Annotated in this window: 19 protein-coding genes; 6 read left to right on the top strand and 13 right to left on the bottom strand. The window is 39.8% G+C overall.

Translation table 11 applies throughout. The features are described 5' to 3' along the window. Positions 1–42: 42 nt before the first annotated feature. Together KTV93_RS06005 and KTV93_RS06000 are read right to left on the bottom strand one after the other, a co-directional pair. Positions 43–966: a M28 family peptidase gene (locus tag KTV93_RS06005; RefSeq protein WP_218250396.1), complete on the bottom strand. Its 924-nt coding sequence runs from the start codon at positions 964–966 to the stop codon at positions 43–45. 94 nt (positions 967–1,060) lie between these two features. Then, on the bottom strand, positions 1,061–1,450 hold the full coding sequence (locus tag KTV93_RS06000; RefSeq protein WP_218250395.1) for a DUF4293 family protein: 390 nt from the start codon (positions 1,448–1,450) through the stop codon (positions 1,061–1,063). A gap of 154 nt (positions 1,451–1,604) precedes the next feature. On the opposite strand from KTV93_RS06000, the gene rho reads away from it, so the two are divergent. Together rho and KTV93_RS05990 are read left to right on the top strand one after the other, a co-directional pair. Beyond that, positions 1,605–3,446: a transcription termination factor Rho gene (gene rho / locus KTV93_RS05995; protein WP_218250394.1), complete on the top strand. Its 1,842-nt coding sequence runs from the start codon at positions 1,605–1,607 to the stop codon at positions 3,444–3,446. Between the two features lie 151 nt (positions 3,447–3,597). Beyond that, positions 3,598–4,194, top strand: coding sequence for a superoxide dismutase (locus KTV93_RS05990; protein WP_218250393.1), 597 nt, complete (start codon positions 3,598–3,600; stop codon positions 4,192–4,194). A 57-nt stretch (positions 4,195–4,251) separates the two neighbouring features. Here the strand turns inward: KTV93_RS05990 and KTV93_RS05985 are convergent, their stop codons facing one another. Both KTV93_RS05985 and KTV93_RS05980 read right to left on the bottom strand, forming a co-directional pair. After that, on the bottom strand, positions 4,252–4,665 hold the full coding sequence (locus KTV93_RS05985) for a DUF6146 family protein (RefSeq protein WP_218250392.1): 414 nt from the start codon (positions 4,663–4,665) through the stop codon (positions 4,252–4,254). A 77-nt stretch (positions 4,666–4,742) separates the two neighbouring features. After that, the gene (locus KTV93_RS05980; protein ID WP_218250391.1) at positions 4,743–5,942 is read right to left on the bottom strand and encodes an endonuclease/exonuclease/phosphatase family protein; all 1,200 of its coding nucleotides are present in this window, start codon (positions 5,940–5,942) and stop codon (positions 4,743–4,745) included. A gap of 245 nt (positions 5,943–6,187) precedes the next feature. On the opposite strand from KTV93_RS05980, the gene KTV93_RS05975 reads away from it, so the two are divergent. Next, on the top strand, positions 6,188–8,911 hold the full coding sequence (locus tag KTV93_RS05975; RefSeq protein ID WP_218250390.1) for a TonB-dependent receptor: 2,724 nt from the start codon (positions 6,188–6,190) through the stop codon (positions 8,909–8,911). Positions 8,912–8,929: 18 nt separating this feature from the next. After that, positions 8,930–11,017, top strand: coding sequence for a DUF5689 domain-containing protein (locus KTV93_RS05970; protein WP_218250389.1), 2,088 nt, complete (start codon positions 8,930–8,932; stop codon positions 11,015–11,017). 239 nt (positions 11,018–11,256) lie between these two features. Here KTV93_RS05970 and KTV93_RS05965 read toward each other — a convergent pair whose 3' ends face one another. From KTV93_RS05965 to KTV93_RS05945, 5 genes are read right to left on the bottom strand one after another with little or no spacing between them, the layout of a single operon-like run. Continuing rightward, positions 11,257–11,727 (bottom strand): DUF6702 family protein, encoded by a 471-nt coding sequence (locus KTV93_RS05965; RefSeq protein WP_218250388.1) that lies wholly within the window; start codon positions 11,725–11,727, stop codon positions 11,257–11,259. A 41-nt stretch (positions 11,728–11,768) separates the two neighbouring features. Next, positions 11,769–12,527, bottom strand: a complete 759-nt coding sequence (locus KTV93_RS05960) for an LOG family protein (RefSeq protein ID WP_218250387.1) — start codon at positions 12,525–12,527, stop codon at positions 11,769–11,771. Positions 12,528–12,534: 7 nt separating this feature from the next. Continuing rightward, the gene (locus tag KTV93_RS05955; protein WP_218250386.1) at positions 12,535–13,248 is read right to left on the bottom strand and encodes a nucleotidyltransferase family protein; all 714 of its coding nucleotides are present in this window, start codon (positions 13,246–13,248) and stop codon (positions 12,535–12,537) included. Between the two features lie 4 nt (positions 13,249–13,252). Next, positions 13,253–13,666, bottom strand: a complete 414-nt coding sequence (locus tag KTV93_RS05950; protein ID WP_218250385.1) for a RapZ C-terminal domain-containing protein — start codon at positions 13,664–13,666, stop codon at positions 13,253–13,255. Between the two features lie 26 nt (positions 13,667–13,692). Continuing rightward, positions 13,693–14,715 carry a phosphotransferase gene (locus tag KTV93_RS05945; RefSeq protein ID WP_218250384.1) on the bottom strand — a complete coding sequence of 341 codons (1,023 nt, stop codon included), beginning with the start codon at positions 14,713–14,715 and terminating at the stop codon, positions 13,693–13,695. Between the two features lie 51 nt (positions 14,716–14,766). Here KTV93_RS05945 and xrtF point away from each other — a divergent pair, with 51 nt between their 5' ends. Beyond that, positions 14,767–15,309, top strand: coding sequence for an exosortase family protein XrtF (gene xrtF / locus KTV93_RS05940; RefSeq protein WP_218250383.1), 543 nt, complete (start codon positions 14,767–14,769; stop codon positions 15,307–15,309). Continuing rightward, on the top strand, positions 15,296–15,736 hold the full coding sequence (locus KTV93_RS05935; RefSeq protein WP_218250382.1) for an exosortase F system-associated membrane protein: 441 nt from the start codon (positions 15,296–15,298) through the stop codon (positions 15,734–15,736). Before xrtF ends, KTV93_RS05935 begins: the two co-directional genes overlap by 14 nt. Here the strand turns inward: KTV93_RS05935 and KTV93_RS05930 are convergent. From KTV93_RS05930 to KTV93_RS05915, 4 genes are all read right to left on the bottom strand, one after another. Beyond that, on the bottom strand, positions 15,733–16,737 hold the full coding sequence (locus tag KTV93_RS05930) for a cation diffusion facilitator family transporter (protein WP_425256099.1): 1,005 nt from the start codon (positions 16,735–16,737) through the stop codon (positions 15,733–15,735). The two genes, KTV93_RS05935 and KTV93_RS05930, sit on opposite strands and share 4 nt — an antisense overlap. Positions 16,738–16,811: 74 nt before the next feature. Next, the gene (locus tag KTV93_RS05925; RefSeq protein ID WP_218250380.1) at positions 16,812–17,804 is read right to left on the bottom strand and encodes an aspartate-semialdehyde dehydrogenase; all 993 of its coding nucleotides are present in this window, start codon (positions 17,802–17,804) and stop codon (positions 16,812–16,814) included. A 33-nt stretch (positions 17,805–17,837) separates the two neighbouring features. After that, positions 17,838–18,275, bottom strand: a complete 438-nt coding sequence (locus tag KTV93_RS05920) for a hypothetical protein (protein ID WP_218250379.1) — start codon at positions 18,273–18,275, stop codon at positions 17,838–17,840. Between the two features lie 92 nt (positions 18,276–18,367). Continuing rightward, positions 18,368–21,700, bottom strand: coding sequence for a TonB-dependent receptor (locus tag KTV93_RS05915; protein ID WP_218250378.1), 3,333 nt, complete (start codon positions 21,698–21,700; stop codon positions 18,368–18,370). Between the last annotated feature and the right edge of the window lie 26 nt (positions 21,701–21,726).

Here is a 21,726-nt window from a genome sequence, read left to right as displayed (position 1 = left end):
TTTAGTGGGCAAAATTACGGATTTTTTGATTGGTTGCTTCTATTACTTAAAGCTTACTTTATCGTTGTATTTGGGTGTAAAGTTTTTCGGAGTGAGTTTTTGGAAGGTTCTTCCAAAACTGTTTATAAGCCCGGTAAGATTATCAAAATTCACTACATTAATATCGTCATTGAGCTGATGGTAATGTTTTGCAACATTCATGTCCACGGTTGAAAACGAATGGGCGATGATTTTCTTTTTAACAAAAATTACGTTATCCGAACGGTAAAAAAGCTGCTGACCAATGTATGGATCGGGGTGAACTTTAAGTCCGGTTGCGGCATTGGTATTCAGCAATTCGTCCAAATCAGAAAATTCAGCACCGGTCATATAGATAGCATTGGGGCCGAATTGCGAAACCGTTGCCACCATTTCAAAATTAAATAATGCAGAAATTTTGGAGTGTTTTTCTGTTAAAAGAGGGTTTTCAGCGATCGCTTTTGATCCTTTCATCCCTTTTTCTTCACCATTGAAAGCCATGTACATCATTGAAAAAGCAGGGTCTGTAGTTTTAAAGTAATCTGACAGTCCGATCATTAAAGTTACGCCACTGGCATTATCGTCGGCTCCGTTATATATATTATCGCCACTTTTTTCGGTGGAACCGATATGATCGAAGTGGGCGGAGTACGCTAAAATTTGGTCAGATTTACCTTTTTGTATCCCGCAGACATTATACGCAACTTTTCCTTTGTATTCAAAAGGAATTAGATAAGAGTCTCCGGCGCAATATCCGAGATTATTTTCCTTGAAGCGTTGCGCAATATATGCTGCGGCGGAGTCGTTTTGTGGAGTTCCGATCTCGCGGCCTTTCATATCATCCGAAGCCAGAGCAGAGAGCACTGTAAAGATGCGGTCTTTAGAAACTTCCTGTGAATAGAGGACTGTTGAAAAAACGAGCGCAAAAAGCAAATAGTGATTCTTCATTGGTAATTTTTGATAAAGATAAATATTTAAGTGGCCAATAAAAAAAACAGCCCCAAAACCGGAGCTGTTTAACTCAAAAAAAATCGTTGTGAGTTTAGCGGAGTCTGTCTACAGATTTCACGAGCCTCTCGTCTTTTCTGATATAAGTGTTTGCAATTAACAAACAGATTATCGAAAGCAACGGGAAAATCGGCTCAATACCTTTCTCAGGAAAATTAATTCCTCCAGATAAACTGAGTAGCCAATACGCCAATAAACCGAGCAACAAAGCGTTTATAAAAATGCTGATATTATTCAGCAGAATCTGTCTTTTCCGGTCTTTATAACTCAAAATGCTGATGAATCCTACAAGCACTAAACCTACACAGACTACAGAAATAAATGGAACGGGTCCGAAAACGGAAAAATCCTGCCCGGTGACGAACAGAAAAATCGCACCTAAAATCGCCAGAAAAATCCAAACAGTCTGTATTCTTTGCAGCATCGTATTGAGTATGAGGTGCAAAAATAACAATAATTTTTTGCATAAATAAAAAATTAACGTAGATTTGCCGTACAAATGACCTTATAAAGAAAGTCGCCCGACTTAACTTTCTTACTTACACTTACTTATAACATACTTTTTCACATAACAATTTATGTTCAACATTGAAACGTTACGGTCAAAATCCGAATCGGAGTTGACTAAAATCACGAAAGATTTAGGCGTTAAACTTGCTAAAAACAGCACGGATAATGATAAAATCTTTGCAATCCTTGATTTTCAGGCTTCAAATACCAAAATTGCAAAAGATTACTTCAACGCCACTGAAACTACTATGAATACAGAAGAAAAACCAGCTCCTGCACCTAAAAAACCGGTTGCAAAGAAACCAGCCGCCAAAAAGAAAGTGGAGAAACCCGCTGAAGTTTCCGTAGAAATTCCGTTTGAAAAAGCAGAAACACCTGCTGAGACTCCGCAGGAAAAACCTTCTGAAATTCAAGAATCAACGCCAGTTGAAGCCAATAAAGATTCCGAAAACAACCGCAATCAGCAAAAGAAAAAAAGACAGCGTGTTGCCGCTCCGAAAGAGGAGGCTGCAACTGAAACTGTAGTTGCAGAGGCTGCGGTAGAAACTGAAGCAAAAGCTGAGCAGGCTAAAAATCAAAATCCGAGCCAGAATCAGAATCCAAACCAGAATCCAAACCAGAACCCTAATCAGAACGGAAATGGCAATGGAAACGGAAATAAAAATCCAAATCAAAACAGGCCCCAGCACCCGAATCAGAAGAATCAGAACAAAAACCCAAATCAAAATCCAAATCAGAACCGCAATCAGCAAAATTCTGAAAATCAGGAAGAAAACTCTAAGAAAGACTTTAATTTCGATGGATTAGTAACGATTGAGGGTGTTCTCGAGATTCTTCCGGATAACTACGGATTCCTCCGTTCCTCAGATTTCTCCTACATTTCTTCACCGGATGATGTGTATGTTTCAACCAATCAGATCAGGAATTATGCATTGAAAACAGGCGATACCGTTCGGGGAATTGTCCGTTTGCCAAAAGAAGGCGAAAAATATTTCTCCTTACTGAAACCAACAGAAGTTAACGGCCGGGATTTAGAATTCATTAAAGACCGCGTTGCATTCGAATTCCTTACGCCGTTGTTCCCTGAAGAAAAATTCAATTTAACAGGGAAAAACTCTACACTTTCTACAAGAATTGTTGATCTCTTCACTCCGATAGGAAAAGGGCAGCGTGCAATGATTGTTGCCCAGCCTAAAACGGGTAAAACGATGTTGCTTAAAGACATTGCAAATTCCATTTCCGAAAACCACCCAGAAGCTTATATGATGATTTTGCTCATCGATGAAAGACCGGAAGAGGTGACTGATATGGAAAGAAGCGTAAATGCAGAAGTAATTGCCTCAACTTTTGATGAACCTGCTGATAAACACGTAAAAGTCGCCAATCTTGTACTTTCAAAAGCACAAAGAATGGTAGAATGCGGTCATGATGTAGTGATTTTACTGGATTCAATTACGCGTTTGGCAAGAGCTTACAATACGGTAACTCCAGCTTCAGGAAAAATTCTTTCCGGAGGTGTTGATGCCAATGCACTTCACAAACCGAAAAGATTCTTCGGTGCGGCAAGAAATATTGAAGGCGGCGGTTCTTTAACCATCATTGCAACAGCATTAATCGATACAGGTTCTAAAATGGATGAAGTTATTTTCGAAGAATTCAAAGGAACCGGAAATATGGAACTTCAGCTCGACAGAAAAATTGCCAACAAACGAATTTATCCTGCGATTGATTTGGTATCATCAAGTACGAGAAGAGATGATCTTCTTCTAGATGAAACTACACAGCAGAGAATGTGGATTTTAAGAAAGTATCTTGCAGACATGAATCCAGTAGAAGCCATGGAATTTGTAAACAAAAGCATCAAAGGAACTTTAAACAACGAGGAGTTTCTGATGAGTATGAACAGGTAATTTATTATTACTCACAGAATAGAAACCGCTCCGAAAAGGGCGGTTTTTTTGTTTCCGCCGATGTTAAAGATTTATTAAAGTAATGTACTTGGTTTGGACCTGCCCCACATTATGACTAAATTTGGGTATTAACTTTTAAATTTAAAAAATTATGGCATTCGAATTACCACAATTGGGCTATGCGTACGACGCGCTTGAACCGACCATTGATGCAAGAACAATGGAAATTCACCACACGAAACACCATCAGGCATACATCGATAACTTAAACAAAGCCATTGCAGGAACTGAACTGGAAGGAAAAACCATCGAAGAAATCTGCAAAACAGGAACCGATAAACCTGCAGTTAGAAATAACGGCGGCGGACATTATAACCATACGCTTTTCTGGGAGATTTTAACTCCAGGCGGTAGCAAAGAACCTGTAGGAAATGTAAAAGCTGCGATTGAAGCGTACGGCGGTTTCGAAAAATTCAAGACAGATTTTTCTGAGGCTGCGAAAACGAGATTCGGTTCTGGCTGGGCTTGGCTTTGTAAGAAAGAAGACGGTTCTGCAGCGGTTTGCTCTACACCAAATCAGGACAATCCTTTGATGCCGGTTTCCGATTGTCAGGGCACGCCGGTGTTGGGACTTGATGTTTGGGAGCACGCTTATTACCTGAACTACCAGAACAGAAGGCCAGATTATGTTACTTCGTTCTTCGAGGTGATAAACTGGGATAAAGTGGAAGAAAAATTCAACAAGTAGTATTCATATTATTAAAATAAATAAGGTTTAGAAATTTCTGAACCTTATTTTTATTTATTAACGGATATCTGCACCGCTCAATCCCGACATGCGAAGACCGTATTTCCACTGAACATACGCAAAAACCTGATACAGTTTATACTCGAATTTCAGTCCATAATTTTCCTCAGGATCGTAATCAATAGAAGATTCAATTACGTTCCTGTATTTTCCTGAATAATAATACGAGTTCCATTCGTTCACGAGAAATGTATTTCTTGTTTTCAGATAGCTTTCAGAATACATGCTCATGGGTTTAGCAACCGCATTCAGGAAATAATCATATTGCGTATCGATGACCTGAAGATCCCACTCGCCGTCATCATTCTTCGAAGGCGAAATTTCTGGGTTTGCGGAACTGTCCTGAGGCTTATTCTGAGGTACGCAGGCGAATATACTAAACGCCAGTATTAGATATATAAGTTTTTTCATCCTTTTATTTTGATATAAAGGTAGGAAAAAATAAAACCGAAGTCAGCAACTACGGTTTTATCTATATTTAAAAAAACTTATTTGGATTTGTGTTCCCGCTGTAGTACTGTGAATACAGGGAAGTGATCGCTGTATCCGTTAGTGAAGCGGTCGCCGTCCCAAGATCTCAGCGGATAGCCTTTCCATTGTCCTTCACTGTTTTTCAGGTAAGCCGGGGCGTAAACCTCTGTTTTAAAAAGAGAATACCCCGTTGAAAGTTTTTCTGTAGAATGTAAATTTTTTGACGCAATCATCTGATCAAAAAGATTCGGAGCGTCCCGGTAACCCAATGTTGCTACACCTGATTTGTACATTTTGTTCATCAGGTTATAATACGGCGATTGGTCACTAAGTTGGGTAGGTTCTCCTACAGCTCCTAAAACTTTTCTAATACTTGGGCTTACCGGATCATCATTAAAATCGCCCATTGCCACTAATTTAATTGAAGGATCTTCGGCTCTTAACCTGTCCATCTCAGTTTTAAGCACTGTTGCAGCCGCTGCTCTTCTCGGATAAGAGCGCGCTTCGCCACCGCTTCTAGAGGGCCAGTGATTCACGAAGAATGCGTATTTTTCACCATCCAATAAACCTTTTACGACTAAAACTCCACGGGTATAGCTTCGGTAGCCGTCATCATTGAAGGTTTTGATTTCTTTTTCGTAATGGTCGGTTACCACAAATCTTCCTTTTTGGTAGATTAATCCAACATCTACACCACGCGCATCATAGGAATTGTGATGAATGATTCCGTAATTGCTTTTTGCAAGTGCAGGTTGCTTAATGAGATCTTCAATCACCTGCCGGTTTTCTACCTCTACCAAACCAATTACCGCCGGATTATCGTTCGTGTACTGTCTTCCGAGTTCGGAAAGGACTTTGCTCACGTTGGCCATTTTCTGGTTATACTTTTCTGCGTTCCAGTTTTTTCCGCTGTTTGCAGTAAAGTCATCGGCAAGAATTTGATTCCTTACGACTTTTTTACCTACCAGCAGTTCATTACTCCATTCTCCTTTATAAACTTCGGTTGTTTCAAGGTATTGTAAAGAGTCGATTGGTACACTTCGGTGGAAAGCCGGGTTTTTAAAGTCTTTGGTACCATCAATATAATCTGCAGAAGGAACGGTGTCCCAAAGGTTTTCTACGTTATAAAATGCAATGGCTGCCCGCTGTACCTGAACTTTCTGGGAAAAAACAAGACCCATTGAAAACAGCGCGATTGTAATAAAAATTTTTTTCATTAGAAATACATAAAAATTTTAAGTGGGTAAAATTACTAATAATTTCGGAAGCAAGCACTTAAACTAACAGTATTCTTTTTGCGAAGTAACCTGATTAGTGTCATGCATTCTATTTTAGGGATTTAAATGATAAATCATCCTTCTTATAAGAATAAAGTGTTAAATATCTTTAACTTAATAAAAATTAAGTTTAAATTTGTTGCCCCTTAAAAATATACTATCATAAGGGAATTAAATAATTAGTTATGATTAAAAAGTTATCCTTAATCTCATTGTTTACGTTGCTTCCGGCATCCTTCTATTTCGCACAGACTACGGTTTATGCGTACGTGAAAGACCAGGAGGGCAAACCAGTTGAGAGCGCAGAGATTGATCTTGTACAGTCTACTGATGATGTGAAAGCCGATAAAATTGGTTATTTTCAGTTTGTTGATCTACAGCCTGGGCAGTACCAGATCAATGTTTCAAAGCAGAATTTTGAAACAAAGATTATTGAGTTTACGGTATCTGCAGACGAAAAAAGAAGAGATTTAGGTGTAATCAGTCTAATGCCAGCTCCATTTGCAAACGCAGGGGTGATGGTAATCGATGATTCCGCCGCCGATAATGATGAGGGAGGATCTTCTATGCAGCCTACAGTAGGGCTTCTGAGCTCGGGTCGAGATGTTTTCCAAAGTATAACTGCATTCGAACTTGGTGCATACTGGTTCCGTCCGAGAGGGGTTGAGAACCGTTTCGAAGATGTACTTTTCAACGGTGTATCAATGTCGAAAAATGATGACGGGAAAGTAGATTTCAGCAACTGGGGAGGATTAAACGACGTTACCCGTTACCCATTTGAATCTGTAGATAATATTACCCCTTCCGAATATGCCTTCGGTAATCTTGGTGGGGTTGTATATTATAATACAAGAGCTTCCAGCTACAGAAAACAGACTTCTCTTGCTTACTCATTTACAAACAGAAGCTATTTCCACCGTGCTATGGCGACTTACTCCAGCGGTTTGTCTAAAAACGGTTGGGCATTTACATTCTCCGGAAGCCGAAGATGGGCTGATGAAGGTGTTATTGACGGAACTTATCAGGATTCTTACGCATATTTCGGTGCTATTGAAAAGCAGTTCAGCAGCAGACACGCAATTAACTTAACGGCTTTTGGAGCGCCAACTTACAGAGCAAACAATTCACCGAACACTCAGGAAGCTTATGACCTGATGGGTAAAGATTATAATGCGTACTGGGGATGGCAAGATGGTGAGAAAAGAAATTCAAGAATCAGAAAAGTATTTGAACCGATGTTTATGCTTACTGATTATTTGAAGATCGGTAAAAACAGCAACTGGAACAACACTATTTCCTATCAGGAAGGTAGAGACGGGAGAAGCCGTTTAGACTGGTTCCACGCAGCAGATCCTAATCCTACTTATTATAGAAAACTTCCAAGCTACGGTATTTTCACTGAAGAGGAATTTAAAGCTAATTCACAAATCGACTGGATGAGCCTTTACCAAGCTAACTACCTTAACCGTTATGATATGGCAGGTAATGAGAAGGGCGCAGTGTACAGTATTGTAGAAGATGTAAATAAAGATAAAACCATCAACTTTGCGTCGCACTTTGATACAAAGCTTGATGAAAACTGGAAACTGAACATCAACTTTAACTATCAGAATTTAAAATCTGATAACTTCAGAGAGATGAAAGATCTTTTAGGAGCTTTATATGCAAACAATCTGAATGCTTTCGGAAACGATCAGCCTTACGATTTGGATAATCCTAATGCTAAAATTCTTGTAGGAGACCGAACTCAGTATTCTTACGATTTATTAAGAAATCAGTACACGTTAAACGCTTCCACAGAGATAGATTTACCAAAATGGAATGTAACAGCTTCGGCTTTTACCTCTTATGCTGATTCGCAAAGAGACGGTAAATTCAGACATCACCAATATGCTGACAGCAAAGGAAAGAGCGAAGTTTTCAACTCTATCGATGCGGGTCTAAAAGGAAGAGTGCTTTATAAGGTTGACGGTAGAAACTTTATCGTGTATAACGGAACGTTTTTCAGTCTGGCACCTACGTTAAACGAAATTTTCATCAGCCCGCGTGTTACCAATATGATTACACCGAATGTTGAAAACCAGATCATCAATTCAAATGACTTAAACTATATCCTAAGAGGCCAGATTCTTAAACTTAGATTAAGTGCATACTCTACCACTATTAAAAATGCTACAGAAATTTCCAGATATTATGCAGATATTTCCAGCGAAGCAGTGGATCAGGGTAACGCATTGGTTGCGGAGGTGCTGAGCGGTATTGACAAATCCTATCAAGGTTTTGAATTAGGTGCAGATGTAAAAATTACAACGACCTTAAATGCTACCGCTGTTGCAAGTTATGGTGATTATAAAATTACCAATAATCCTACAGTTACAACTTTTGATGATGATTTTGGAATCAGAGAGTGGGGAACTGCTAACATCAAAGATTATAAAATTGCCGGTACGCCGCAGAAAGCTTACTCTTTAGGATTGCGTTACAACTCGACAAATTTCTGGTGGATAGGTGCTACAGCCAATTATCTGCAGGACCAGTATCTGGATTTCTCAGCGCTGAACAAAACTACAGCAATGTATACAGATCCTCGTACAGGAGACAACTATCCTGGAGCAACACCAGAAGCGATCGCAATGATTACAGCACAGAAAAAGTTTGATGATCAGTTTATGCTGAACGCAAATGCGGGTAAAACGTTCGTGTTCGGTGATTACAGAATGGGCGTTAGCTTAAGTGTAAACAATATTCTGAATAACAGAGATTATGTTACCGGCGGTTTCGAGCAGGGCAGGGCAGTTAACTTCCCGGAAGCTTTCGCAGAATCACAGAGAGAAAAGCCTTATTTCGGTCCAAAACTTTGGTACGACAGAGGAACTACGTTTTTTGCAAACGTTTATTTAAGATTTTAATTACTAATAAAACATCCAATGAAAAAATACAGTTCATTTATTAAGATTTTCTTCATCGCTTTTGCATCGCTCCTGCTTACGGCGTGTGTGCACGATGATAAGTACGATGATCCTGTGCTGCAGGATTACCAGTGCAAAGACCTTTCGGCAACACTTACCATTGCTCAGGTGAAGGCTTTGCATACCAATATGCGTTATGTTTTCCCTGAAGACTCGAATGAAGTAATGGAAGGATATGTATCTTCCACTGATGAATCGGGAAATATCTACAAGACCATCTATATTCAGGATTCTCCGGTCAACCCTACTCAGGGATTCGTTATCAGTGTAGATGCAGTGAGTACTTACACGAAGTTCCCGCAGGGATCAAAAATTTATATCGAACTGAAAGGCCTTGCACTCGGTACTTACGGAGGTTTGGTACAGTTAGGTGTTGAGGATGCCAATTCTGTTGCACAGGGCGTAGATGCTGTTTCCAGAATTCCGGAAAAATTAGTTCCTCAGAGAATTTTCAGATCATGTTCTGTAAGAGAAGAGATTGTACCGAAAGTACTTAAGATTTCTGAAATGGCTGCAAACCAGGCATTGCTTGGAGCTTTGATTAAAGTTGAAGATGCAGAATTTACAAACAGAGTTCTTTGTTCAACTTATGCGCCAGATGGTGTTACGGTAGACCGACCAATCGGTCAGGGCTGGAATACTTCTGCCAATAGCTACACTAATACTGCAGTGGTAAGAAACAGTGGTTTTGCGGCATTTGCCAACCAGCTTATTCCTGCGGGTAACGGCGATTTTGTCGGAATTTTCAGTAAGTTCAACTCTACTTACCAAATGTATATCAACAAGGCCAGTGATTTGGCCGATATGAAAAACTTTCCTAGACTCGACGGTATTGCCACAAATCCATGTGTAATTGATCCTTCGGCTTATACTGCTAAAACAGTAGCTGAAGTGAAACAACTTTTCAATGGAGCGCTTACCGCAATCAACGGCAACTTCCTTCTTAAGGCTAAAGTAACAGCAAATGACGAGTCCGGAAACCTTTTCAAATATATTTATGTTGAAGATGCAACGGGAGGTATCCGTATTAATATTGATAAGAGCAACCTGTATCAGGATGCGAGATTTAGAGTTGGTAAAGAAGTCTACGTTAAACTCAACGGTCTTTCAATTGGTGACATATCCGGTGAATTACAATTAGGCCAGCCTTTCAACGGTAATGTAGGAAGAATTGTAGAGACTGATGTTTACAAATATTTCTTCGATTCAAACCTGCCTGCAACACCAGTTGTAGCCACCGAAAGAACTATCACACAGCTAACAACAGCTGATGTCGGAAGATGGATTAAAATTAAAGATCTTCAGTTTATCGATGGTGATGTAGGAAAACCGTATGCTTCTGGTGGAGTAACCAACAGAACTTTGGAAGACTGCGCAGGAAATAAAATTACGCTTAGAACCAGCAATTTCGCATCATTTGCGGGTGCTGAAGTTGACGGCGGTAAAGGTGATGTATATGCGATTTTAAGTTATTTCGTTAATCCTCAGAATGTAGGAGTTTATCAGCTTTGGATTCCGAAACAGGTACATGCTGATCTTGATAATCCTAGATGCGATGGTACTGTTCCTCCAGTGTACGATGCAATCTATCAGGATGGTTTCGACAGTTTAGAGAATTGGACTGCCGTGAGTGTAAGCGGAGCTCAGGCTTGGGGACTTGCCACTTTCGGAAACCCAAGACCGAGTGCGCTTATGGATGGTAACAGACAGGTAAACGAAGACTGGCTGATTTCTAAAAAGATTTCTCTGGCAGGTCAAAAAGAGGCGTTCTTCTCCTTCGAAACCGATGCACGTTTCAACGGTAACCCGTTAGAAGTTTATGTAACCGATAACTATACAGGAAACGTTGCAACCACAACTTGGGTTAAAATGAATCCAACACTTGATACTGACCTTAATGCCTTTGCAGGTTTTGTAGGTTCAGGAAGAGTAAATCTGAAAGATTTCCTTAACAAAGAAGTTGTTGTGGCATTTAAATATACTTCTGTAGTAGGAGCATCTACTACTTGGGAAGTTGATAACTTTGCTGTGAAGGGTTCTAAATAATTCGTAATAAGATTAATAAAAAGGCCGCAGAAATGCGGCCTTTTTTTGATTTCATACAGAAAGGTAACCTTTCCAGAGATAAATTCATTCGCTACCTAATTCAGCTTTAAAATATGCTTATAAAGACAGCATGATTTCTAATCTCAGGCTATAGAAGAGACCTACAAATAAATAGGATTAAATAATAAAGCTGCCTCTAATTAGAGACAGCTATTTATTTAATGTTTAAGTTTATTCACTTAAAAACTTACTTCATTCACTTCTTTTCCTCTTTGGAAATTCATGGTTTTTTGGTTGCCTTTGTAAGCGATATTAACCAAATTAATCTGTCGTGGAAAAGTGCTGAGCATAATGGTATTTTTAATCCTTAACGTGTTAACCTCACTCACACCGCCAGCTTCGAAATAAACCCAGACGGATTCACCGTTAACCTGGCTCCCTGTGAAAGTAAGCGTCTTTGCACTGCCATTCACAAATAAATCGAAATTGTTGTTCACATATTTTTTAACTTCTGCTTCAAAACCTGCTGTATTGGGGTTTATTTTAACTGCGTCAGAGATATGTTGAGTATTCATTTTCGTTGTAAACTTCAGGGTCTTGCTTCCTTCCACATAATCTACCTTTGTCATCGAGGAATAAAAATCTGCTTCCGCAAAACTTGTTATCACCATCATAGCAAAGATTCCGATAATATATAAATAATTTTTCATCTGTATAACTTGTTTCAGTATATTCTCAAATATAATGCCAATTAAAAGTTCACGTTTACGGTGTATTTATCGTAAAATGCTTTAATATGGGCCACGGCATCATCGGCAGTGTCAACCACCCGGTACAGGCTCAGATCCGCCTCAGAAATCATTCCGTTTTCCAGTAAAGTATCTTTAAACCAATCCAACAGACCTTTCCAATATTTAGAACCCACCAATACAATCGGGAACTTCCCTATTTTATTGGTCTGGATCAATGTCATCGCTTCCAGAAGTTCATCTAAAGTACCGAAACCTCCCGGCATCACAATGAATCCCTGAGAATATTTTACAAACATCACTTTTCTTACAAAGAAGTAATCGAAATCCATACTGTAACCCTTATCAATGAAAGGGTTGAAATGCTGCTCGAAAGGAAGTTCAATATTCAGACCGATGGATTTTCCGCCGCCTTTATTGGCACCTTTATTACCGGCTTCCATAATTCCGGGGCCACCTCCGGTGATAACACCGAAACCGATTTCTGTAATTTTCTCAGCAATATCAACCGCAAGTTCATAATATTCGCTCCCCGGCTGTAGCCTGGCCGAACCGAAAATAGAAACACATGGACCAATTTTGGCAAGCCTTTCATAACCGTCTACGAATTCGGCCATTATTTTGAAGACCATCCAACTGTCTTTGGTTATGGTTTCGTCCCAGGTTTTTTCTGTAAAAGAACGCTGAATTTTCTGATCAATTTCAAATTCAGTTCCTGCCGCAGCACGAGTTGTCCCTTTTCCCCTCTTTATTTTGCTCATCTTCGTCTTATTTAAAATGGTGCTCTGCTTCCAGAACAGATTCCGGCCTTCCTACATCTATGAGTTTAGCCTGATGCTCGTAACCATGTATTGTTTCTGTATGCATCAAATCCAGATATTCTTCCATAATAGAAAATTTTCCGGTACGCTTAATTTTATCAAAAATTCTCGGATTGATACAGTGTATTCCGCTAAAAGCCAATGGTTTGAATCCTTTGTTGAATTCTGCCAGCCGTTGTTCACCCGTTTCTACATTTACCCAACCGCGCAAAATCATTTCAGGATTGAAAAGAAGTTTTCGGGAGCTTTTTCTGTCGGAAACCGCTAAAGTAGCAAAATCTTTCTTTTCCTGATGGTATTTTACGAATTCTGTGATGTTTAAGTCGGTGAGAATGTCTGCATTAAGAATTAAGAAGTCATCGCCAAAATCCAGAAATTTTCTTGCAAAAACCAAGCCGCCTCCAGTTTCCAAGAGCTGATCTTTTTCATCTGATATTTCGATATGGGCACCAAAATTCTGGTTGACTTTCAGAAATTCAATGATCTGATTCCCAAAATGGTGCACATTGATTACAAAATCATTAATCCCATAACTTTGTAAATATTTGATATTTCTTTCCAACAGAGGTATGCCGTTAACCTTTGCCAAAGCTTTCGGGTGATGGTCTGTAAACGGTTTCAGCCGGGTCCCTTTGCCTGCTGCGAAGATGAGTGCCTTCATTTTTCTAGTGATTATTCAGTTGTGGCTGCTCATCATGTTGAATGGTGACTGTAGCCTGCGGATATTTTTCACGGATGAATGCTGCAGTTTTTTCAGCACAATATACCGATCGGTGCTGTCCGCCCGTGCATCCAAAATTAATCTGAAGATGCTCGAAATTTCTCCCAAGATAATTATCGATATTGATGGATACGATGTTTTTTACCAGCTCCAGGAACTTTGGCATTTCCGTTTTTGTTTCCAGAAATTCCTGCACACCTATATCGCAGCCAGTCTGTGCTTTATATTCTTCAATTCTTCCTGGATTTAAAATTCCGCGGCAGTCGAACGCAAATCCGCCCCCGTTTCCGGTTTCATCTTTGGGTATTCCTCCTTTTTTGTACGAAAAACTGTGTATATCGATCTTAAGACTCATCATGTTGTTTATTTGAACCGTTAAATTTCTTAATGGTTTCTGATTATTGATTCGATTTTATCCTTAACTGAATTTGATTTCAGCGTTTTGATTAATTTTTTCATTTCCGGATACTGTTGCATTCCGTCCCAGGAATTCGCCAGCTGTTCCAGATTTTCAATTCCTTTGTCGATGCTGGATATAAAATGCTGTTTTCTCTGGATAAGTCCGCGGAATCCGTAGGCCCCTAAAACCTGCATAAAACGGATCAGCTGAATAGGTTTTAATGAACTTTTGAGTTGTTTCACGATATGTTCATCATTCCACAGTGAAAAATAATAACCGAGAATTTCTTCTCTGAAATCATCAGGAAAATTAGCTTTAGCCTGGTAAAGAAACGAAATCACATCGTACATCAGAGGACCTTTCATTGCCGACTGGTAATCGATGAAGAAAACATCACCCTGATCATCCACCATAATGTTCCTTGCCTGAAAATCCCGGATCATTAGGCCTGTGGAACCACAGTTCTCGATTTCTGAAGTAAACTTTTTAAATTCTTTCAGCAAAGCAGCTTTGTGGTACGCAATCTCGAGTACATCCGCAATAAAACTTTTGAAATAGAACAGATCGTTGGTCACCGGTAATTCATCATAAATTTCATACTCGAAAGTTTTAGAATAATCGATTGTATTGACTGTTTGGGTTTGAAGCTGAAATAATTTTCCGATGGTTTGTTTCACTAAAGATTTCGTTCTTTCGTTCAAACCTTCCTTTTCAATAATTTCCGAGAGTGTATTTTTTCCTAAAAATTCCTGAATGTAAATTTTTCGGTCTTCAGAAATTTTAAAAATTTTGGGCGTATTGAGATTAAGTTCAGAAAAAACTTCAGAGAAATAGAAAAAACTCTCGTTTTCGGCAATATTTTCGTTTTCGGTGATGATGTATTGATGATTTGGTGTGGAACCCACGAAATTCTTTCTTGCAGAACCGCTTTGGGCTAATGAATAAAAGACCTGCGATTTTTCCCCAATAAATTCTTCGAAAAAGAGTTTTGCGTTTTCCATACTCATACTTTTACAAATATAGGAATTTAGAATTTTTGAAAAGATTATATTTGCAATATGTTCAATGATTTCAAGCCTGTTCTGAAAATCCTGCTTCGCTTCGTCATTCTGTATGTGGTGATGGTTTTGGCTTACCAGTTTTACCTGAACCAGTTCAAAAATTCAGGTCTGGATCCGGTCTCGGAATGGGTTGCGGATCAGGCAGCGTTTGTACAGAATTTTTTTGGTTATCACACTCAGATCGTGCCAGGAAAACCCGAGCAGGAAACGGATTGGTTTTACGTTAGCGGCAGATATGTTTCGCGCATGGTAGAAGGCTGTAACGCGATTTCGGTGATGGTCCTTTTTCTCGCTTTCATTTTCGCTTTTTATCAGGGAATCAGGACTTTTTTATTTGCGGGATCGGGATTTATATTTCTTCACATCATCAATGTTTTAAGGATAGCAGGACTCAATATTCTTTTGGTTGAATGGCCGCAATATTCAAAAATTGGGCACGATTATCTGTTCCCTGCGATTATTTACGGCAGCGTTGTGTTACTCTGGCTGATTTGGATTAAGTTTTTTGCGCTAAAAGATACTGAACATGAGACTTCTTAGTATTTTACTCGTCATTCTCGGAATTTTTGGATTAATTGGAGTGAGAATGGTAGAGGAATCTCTTTTCTATGATCCTTTTCTGAATTATTTTCAGACAGCAGATAAAAATGCACAGTTTCCTGATTTTGCGTGGGCGAAACTGATTATTAATTATATTTTCAGGTTTTCCCTTAATTTAATCCTGTCGGCATTTGTTGTTCATTTGGTATTCAAAAATAAAGAATGGACGATGCAGGCGGTTGTTTTAATGCTGCTGGTTTTTGCGATTACTTTTCCGATTTACCTTTACTGCATTCATACAAAATTCGAAATCGGCTATCTTTTCTCGTTCTACATGAGGAGATTCGTGATTCAGCCTTTAACTCTACTGCTCATTATTCCTTTATTTTATTACAGAAAACAGCTGTTGAAGAAGGCGAGGAATTAGGTATTCACGTCGTGTTTACCGACCTGCGAAATATTGTTTTCGTCCCACTCAATTTTCTTCACAAAAGGTCTCTGACGAACCTTACATTCGGAAAGCTGGCAGATTTCGCACGAAAAGGTCTTGCAGTCATCCAAATGGAAATTGAATTCAATCGCACGGTTGGAGTTTTCTGCAATTAATTTATAGGTTTCTTCCATTTCTTCATGAGCTTTTCTCAACTCAAAATACCACGGCAATGTTAAATGTGCATCGATATGAAGCCCGCTACCGTGCTGTTGAATTCGGGTATTATGAATGTCGATCCATTCCCGTTTCCTGTTGTCATTCATGATTTTTGCCAGTCTGGCCAGCATGTCCTGATCAGCCTCATCCATGATTCCGCTCAAAGCTTTTCTGATGATTTTGTAACCGATGAAGATGATATAACCGCCGAATATCAGCGCTACAACAGCATCGATCCAGTAAATCTTGGTAAAATACACAAGAACCAAACTTATCACCACGCCCAAAGTTGTAATCGTATCGCTTTGAAGATGTTTCCCCGAACTTTGCAGAACTAACGAATTTTGCTGGATTCCCTTTTTAACCGAAATATAGCCCATCAGATAATTAACGGCTGCCGTAGCCGCAATGATGAGCATTCCCCAATCAAGTTTTTTCGGGATATTGCCGTGGAGAAGTGAATCTACCGCCTGAATGATGATGATCACTCCGGCAAAGATGATAAGAGCACCTTCAATTCCGGAAGTAACGAATTCAACTTTTCCATGGCCGTATGGATGATCAATATCTTTAGGTTTTGCGGCGAGATAGAGAGAATAAAGTCCCATGAAACCCGCTATAATATTCACGATACTTTCCATAGCGTCGGAAAATACCGCATCAGAATTGGTAAGATGCCACGCAATTAATTTTCCGATAAAAAGAGCGATTCCTACAATGGCAACAGTTTTCTGAAATGTAAAATTAGTCTGTGATGAATTTTGAGTTTCCACTGCAATGTTCGATTAAATTAATTAATAATGTTTCAGGCATCTAATAATAAAAAAATGCTCACTTACTGTGAGCATTCAGATTAAATTAATTGATTTTTTAAGAGATATTCTGCAATCTGTACCGCGTTAGTGGCGGCGCCTTTTCGAAGGTTATCTGCCACAATCCACATGTTGAGGGTGTTGGGTTGCGAACGGTCCCGGCGGATTCTTCCGACAAAAACCTCATCTTTCCCCTCTGAATACAGCGGCATAGGATAAATTTTGTTCGATACATCATCCATCACTACAATTCCAGGTGTTTCTGATAAGATTTTACGTACTTCATCCAAATCGAATTCATTTTCGAACTCCATGTTTACACTTTCAGAATGCCCGCCCTGAACGGGAACCCGAACCGCGGTCGCTGAAAGATTAAAACTGTCATCGCCCATTATTTTCTTGGGCTCTGTCATGAGTTTTAATTCTTCTTTCGTGTAGTCGTCATCAGCAAAAACATCACACTGCGGAAGCGCATTTTTGAAGATTTCATAAGGGTAAACTTTAGCGACATCGCTCTCTCCGGCAATTTCTGCATTCAGCTGATCAACAGCATTTTTCCCGGTTCCGGTAACAGACTGATACGTTGAAACAATTACTCGTTTCAAATCATATTTAAGATTCAGAGGATGTAGAACCATCACCAACTGAATTGTTGAGCAATTGGGATTCGCAATGATTTTATCCTCTTTCGTAAGTTCAGTTGCGTTAATTTCGGGAACGACCAGTTTTTTATCCTCCATCATTCTGAAAGCAGATGAATTGTCGATTACCGTCGTTCCGGCTTCGGCAAATTTCGGGGCAAACTCGAGAGAGGTAGTGCCGCCGGCTGAAAACAGAGCGATTTCCGGCTTCATATCGATGGCGGTCTGCATTGATACGATGGCGTATTCTTTCCCTTTGAAACTGATTTTTTTTCCGACGGATTTTTCTGATGCAACAGGAATTAATTCTGTTACAGGGAAGTTTCTTTCTTCCAAAACCTTCAACATTACCTGACCTACCATTCCGGTAGCGCCTACAACTGCTATTTTCATTTTTTTATCTGATGAATGGTAATTGATAATAAATTATGCCCCGAAAAGTCGGTGCCACTGGAATGCCCAAAGCATAAATGCAAGTGCTACAAACCCCATGATCAGCCAACTCATCTTCATTGTGTCATTGGTTTTGAATTTTTTATTGAGGATGGTTAAAAGCACCGCTGCTACAATCATAGCAAAAGGGTGTTCAACATAAGTATTTCTTGCGGTAGAATCGCTCATCAGCGTTCCCGCTTCTGTAGCGGCTTTGAATCCTGGCGAGAAAAAGAACAACATGATCAGTCCGATAAGTGCCTGAAGATGGAAAAAGATCATCGTGAACAGCGTAGATTTTCTTAAAAGTTTGGAGATTTTACCTGAATATCCGAACATGGTCACAAGCAGTGCCACAACAAAAACAGCTGCCAAAAGCAGGATTAAATAAGCAAAACCACGGTGTGCCTGAAGCATGATGTTGAAATCCATAATATTTTTTTATAAGTTAACTGCAAATATAAAAAAATCCCGACGATAAAGTCGGGATTAATATCAAATCTAAAGTTGATACTCTAGGTTTCTTAGAATGAATACTTCATACCGAACATTGCAGACCAAGTTGTAAATCTTGAACTTGCCGGTCTGTTAGGAGAAGTAACTAAGTCGTTACCGCTTCTTAACATCTGGAATGTTGGATTTGGAGATAATGCTCCGGAACGGCCAAGGATTGCAGCACCGTAAGAACTTACGTTCTGATCCTGGATTCCCCAATCAGAGTTCAGCATGTTGCCAAAGTTCAGGATATCTAAAGAAAGTTGAATTTTATCTCCTTTCTGAACCATATCGCTAAACAAATTCTGAGTCAAACGGATATCAACACGGTTTAACCAAGGCATAAGGAATTCGTTTCTTGGTAAGATCTGTCCTCTGTATCCTTCCAAATCATTGTCTTTAATGAATTTGTCGAATGCTGCTCTTTGCTGATCTGCCGTGAACAGAACGGTAGTATTTGCACCACTTCCTGTAGTAATATTGGCAAAGTTCATATCAGCGGTAGAATTTGGAAGGTATAACAAGTCATTTGCGATTCCGTCTCCGTTTACATCATTCGAGTAATAATAAGAATATCTTCCCTGGTGAGCTCCTGAATAGTAAGCACCAATTGTTGTACCTGTTTGCTTAATCTCGTAAGTTACATTAGCAACAACTCTGTGTGGAACTGCGTAATTAGAGATACTTAAGAAATCCTGGTTCGGAGAATCCACTGTTGGAGAACCTAACCAAGATGAAGATGCGTTTGATCCAGAGTTAGACGAAACTTCCTCAGCTTTGGAATAGGTGTAGAACGCGGATCCTGAAAGCCCTTTCCAAGGTCTCATCTGAGCTCCGAAAGTTGCAGAAAACGCATATCCTTTGGTATCTGTATTCGTAAGAATCGTTGCACTGTTTGCTCCGATCGCAGAGTTGTACGTGTAAGATCCAGCATTTGGATAGTAAACACGGTCTGCATAAGTCATTTTTTCCGTTGATGCTTTTCTGTTCGCTCCAAACTGGAATACCGCGTTGATATCTTTAGTATAAAGAATATCCGTAGTAAGTGTTAAAGGCGAGTTTGGTACTTTATAATCAATACCTAAACTTGATCTCCATACAGACGGCATTTTGAAATCCTGATCAACAAGAGAGAAAGAAGATGGCGCACCTGCTTTTGGACTCGTGATGAAAACATTCTCAGCTCCTGCAGGAACATTGTTCAGGTGATAATAAATATCCTGTGGCTGGAAGGTAACATTGTTAATCCATCCTGCAACCTGTGCGTAAGATCCCGGTTCAATCGTATTCTGAAGTACACCTGCGTTGGTTGGCATGTTAGTTAACCAAACAAAAGGTACACGTCCCGAAAATACACCGCTTCCTCCACGGATCGTTAATGAACGGTCTCCCATTACATCATAATTGAATCCTAAACGTGGTGAAATCATTACGCGGGATTTTGGCCAGCTTCCTGATGAATATTTCGTCACGTTACCGTTTTTGTCAAGCAAATCCAGTGCGTCGATAGATGGGTTTGCAGTAAGGTCGTTAAGATAGAACGGAAGCTCTGCTCTTACCCCTACTGTAAAGTTGAATTTATCGTTAACTGCTACTCTGTCCTGTACATAAGCAGATCCTAAACCGAAGTTTACTCTTGCGTAAGTGTCCTGATTAGCATATGGATAAGTAAGACCAAACATGATTGGTGCAACTTCGTTTGCAGTACCTGTTGTAAGGAAGTCTGCTACCGAAGCGTATCGGTAGTAACCGGTTCCCATACGGGTGTATGAGTTACCAAACTTCTGCATTTCGTATGCAACACCACCTGTTAAAGTGTGTTTCCCAGCATTATAAGTCAGGTTATTTGTGATTGAGAAGTTGTCGTTAACTACATCGTTTAGGTAAGAGAAAAGCTCAGTTCCGAAACTGATATAGTTACCGCCGTTTGCAGAACCATCCCAGATATCAACAAAAGGGAAAAGAGTATCTGAAGGCGTAGATCTTAAATCCTGAATTTTCGAGTAAGTAAATAATAATTTATTCGAAAGGTTAGAATTAAAAGTAGAGTTTAATTCAGCAGTTAGTGAAGATACTTTGTTTTCGAAACCATAGTTTCCGTTTTCGAAAGTCATTGCTCTGTCACTTACACGGTTCCATGTTGAACGTGGTGAAGGTCCAGAATTTCCGTTTGCAACCTGCATCGATGTTCCGTTAAGAATGTTGTAACGGATCGCAAATTTATGCTGATCACTGATATTCCAGTCTAAACGCGCAAGAAATTTATCGCCCTGCTGTTCAGCTTCGTTTGCATATCCCTGATATCTTCCCGGATCGTAACCCCATCTGTTGATAAGGTGATTTCTTACCGCGATAAGATCAGATTCCTTAACTCTTGAAATATTGTTTGCAGGATCAGATACTCCATTCTGAGAAGCCTTCCAAAGGTTAGCTCCAGATGCGTTCGCACCGGTTGATGTTTCTCTTTCAGCACTGATAAAGAAGAACAATTTATTTTGAACGATAGGTCCACCTACTGTGAAACCATTGGTAACCTGTGCTCCCGAAACTTTTTCAATGTCATTCCCGTTAATTTTCCATCCGTTAAGTTCTTTACCATTATAATAACCGTAAAGTGATCCGTGGAATTTGTTGGTTCCTGATTTGGTAACCGCGTTAATTCCAGCTCCGGTAAAACCAGACTGTGTAACATCAAAAGGAGCGATATTTACGCTGATTTCCTGAATTGCATCCAAAGAAATTGGCTGTGAATTACCTCCCGGGATAGGGCTTGAACTTAATCCGAAACCATTGTTGAAGTTTGCACCATCAATTTGAAGGTTGTTGTAACGTGCGTCACGGCCTGCAAATGAGTTGCCGTTTGCCTGAGGAGTAAGTCTTGTAAACTCAGTGATACTTCTGTTTGCTTGCGGCAAATCCTGAATTTGCTTCTGGCCTACGTTTGTCGCAGCTCCAGTTTTGTTCACGTTGGCTCTTCCCGCACCAGTGATCAATACTTCTGCAATGTCAGTTGTTTTGGTTTCACCTACAATAGGGTTCAGCACGAAAGGCTGGCCCAATTCCAGATACAGATCCTCATACACTTGCGGAGCTTGGCCTGCATAAGTAATTTCTACTCTGTAAGGACCACCAACACGCATGTTTGGTAAGTTAAAGTTGCCTGCAGCATTTGCGTTGGCTGAGTACACAGTACCCGACGGCATGTGCGTTGCTTTAATAGTTGCGCCCGAGCTTGCCTTACCATCAGCGGTAGTTACAACTCCGGTCATGTTACTTGTGGTAACCTGTGCATGCACAGTTCCGTAGCCGCAAAATGCGATAGCAGCGATTAACACGGTCTTCTTTAAAGTGTTACTTCTCATAGATAAAATTTATACTTTTTTTAAAT

Origin of the sequence: Kaistella faecalis, from assembly GCF_019195395.1 — a bacterium.
Taxonomy (GTDB): Bacteria; Bacteroidota; Bacteroidia; order Flavobacteriales; family Weeksellaceae; genus Kaistella; species Kaistella faecalis.
The sequence above is the reverse complement of the archived record's forward strand: the minus strand, read 5'-3'. Positions and strand labels throughout refer to the sequence as shown.

What these genes read in the sequence shown, in the direction of transcription:
- KTV93_RS05915 (WP_218250378.1), bottom strand. Translation starts at nt 21,700, where the DNA reads ATGAGAAGTAACACTTTAAAGAAGACCGTGTTAATCGCTGCTATCGCA.
- KTV93_RS05960 (WP_218250387.1), bottom strand. Translation starts at nt 12,527, where the DNA reads ATGAGCAAAATAAAGAGGGGAAAAGGGACAACTCGTGCTGCGGCAGGA.
- KTV93_RS05975 (WP_218250390.1), top strand. Translation starts at nt 6,188, where the DNA reads ATGATTAAAAAGTTATCCTTAATCTCATTGTTTACGTTGCTTCCGGCA.
- KTV93_RS05950 (WP_218250385.1), bottom strand. Translation starts at nt 13,666, where the DNA reads ATGATGAGTCTTAAGATCGATATACACAGTTTTTCGTACAAAAAAGGA.
- KTV93_RS05980 (WP_218250391.1), bottom strand. Translation starts at nt 5,942, where the DNA reads ATGAAAAAAATTTTTATTACAATCGCGCTGTTTTCAATGGGTCTTGTT.
- KTV93_RS05965 (WP_218250388.1), bottom strand. Translation starts at nt 11,727, where the DNA reads ATGAAAAATTATTTATATATTATCGGAATCTTTGCTATGATGGTGATA.
- KTV93_RS05935 (WP_218250382.1), top strand. Translation starts at nt 15,296, where the DNA reads ATGAGACTTCTTAGTATTTTACTCGTCATTCTCGGAATTTTTGGATTA.
- KTV93_RS05945 (WP_218250384.1), bottom strand. Translation starts at nt 14,715, where the DNA reads ATGAGTATGGAAAACGCAAAACTCTTTTTCGAAGAATTTATTGGGGAA.
- KTV93_RS05925 (WP_218250380.1), bottom strand. Translation starts at nt 17,804, where the DNA reads ATGAAAATAGCAGTTGTAGGCGCTACCGGAATGGTAGGTCAGGTAATG.
- xrtF (WP_218250383.1), top strand. Translation starts at nt 14,767, where the DNA reads ATGTTCAATGATTTCAAGCCTGTTCTGAAAATCCTGCTTCGCTTCGTC.
- KTV93_RS05955 (WP_218250386.1), bottom strand. Translation starts at nt 13,248, where the DNA reads ATGAAGGCACTCATCTTCGCAGCAGGCAAAGGGACCCGGCTGAAACCG.
- KTV93_RS05920 (WP_218250379.1), bottom strand. Translation starts at nt 18,275, where the DNA reads ATGGATTTCAACATCATGCTTCAGGCACACCGTGGTTTTGCTTATTTA.
- KTV93_RS06000 (WP_218250395.1), bottom strand. Translation starts at nt 1,450, where the DNA reads ATGCTGCAAAGAATACAGACTGTTTGGATTTTTCTGGCGATTTTAGGT.
- KTV93_RS06005 (WP_218250396.1), bottom strand. Translation starts at nt 966, where the DNA reads ATGAAGAATCACTATTTGCTTTTTGCGCTCGTTTTTTCAACAGTCCTC.
- KTV93_RS05970 (WP_218250389.1), top strand. Translation starts at nt 8,930, where the DNA reads ATGAAAAAATACAGTTCATTTATTAAGATTTTCTTCATCGCTTTTGCA.
- rho (WP_218250394.1), top strand. Translation starts at nt 1,605, where the DNA reads ATGTTCAACATTGAAACGTTACGGTCAAAATCCGAATCGGAGTTGACT.
- KTV93_RS05985 (WP_218250392.1), bottom strand. Translation starts at nt 4,665, where the DNA reads ATGAAAAAACTTATATATCTAATACTGGCGTTTAGTATATTCGCCTGC.
- KTV93_RS05990 (WP_218250393.1), top strand. Translation starts at nt 3,598, where the DNA reads ATGGCATTCGAATTACCACAATTGGGCTATGCGTACGACGCGCTTGAA.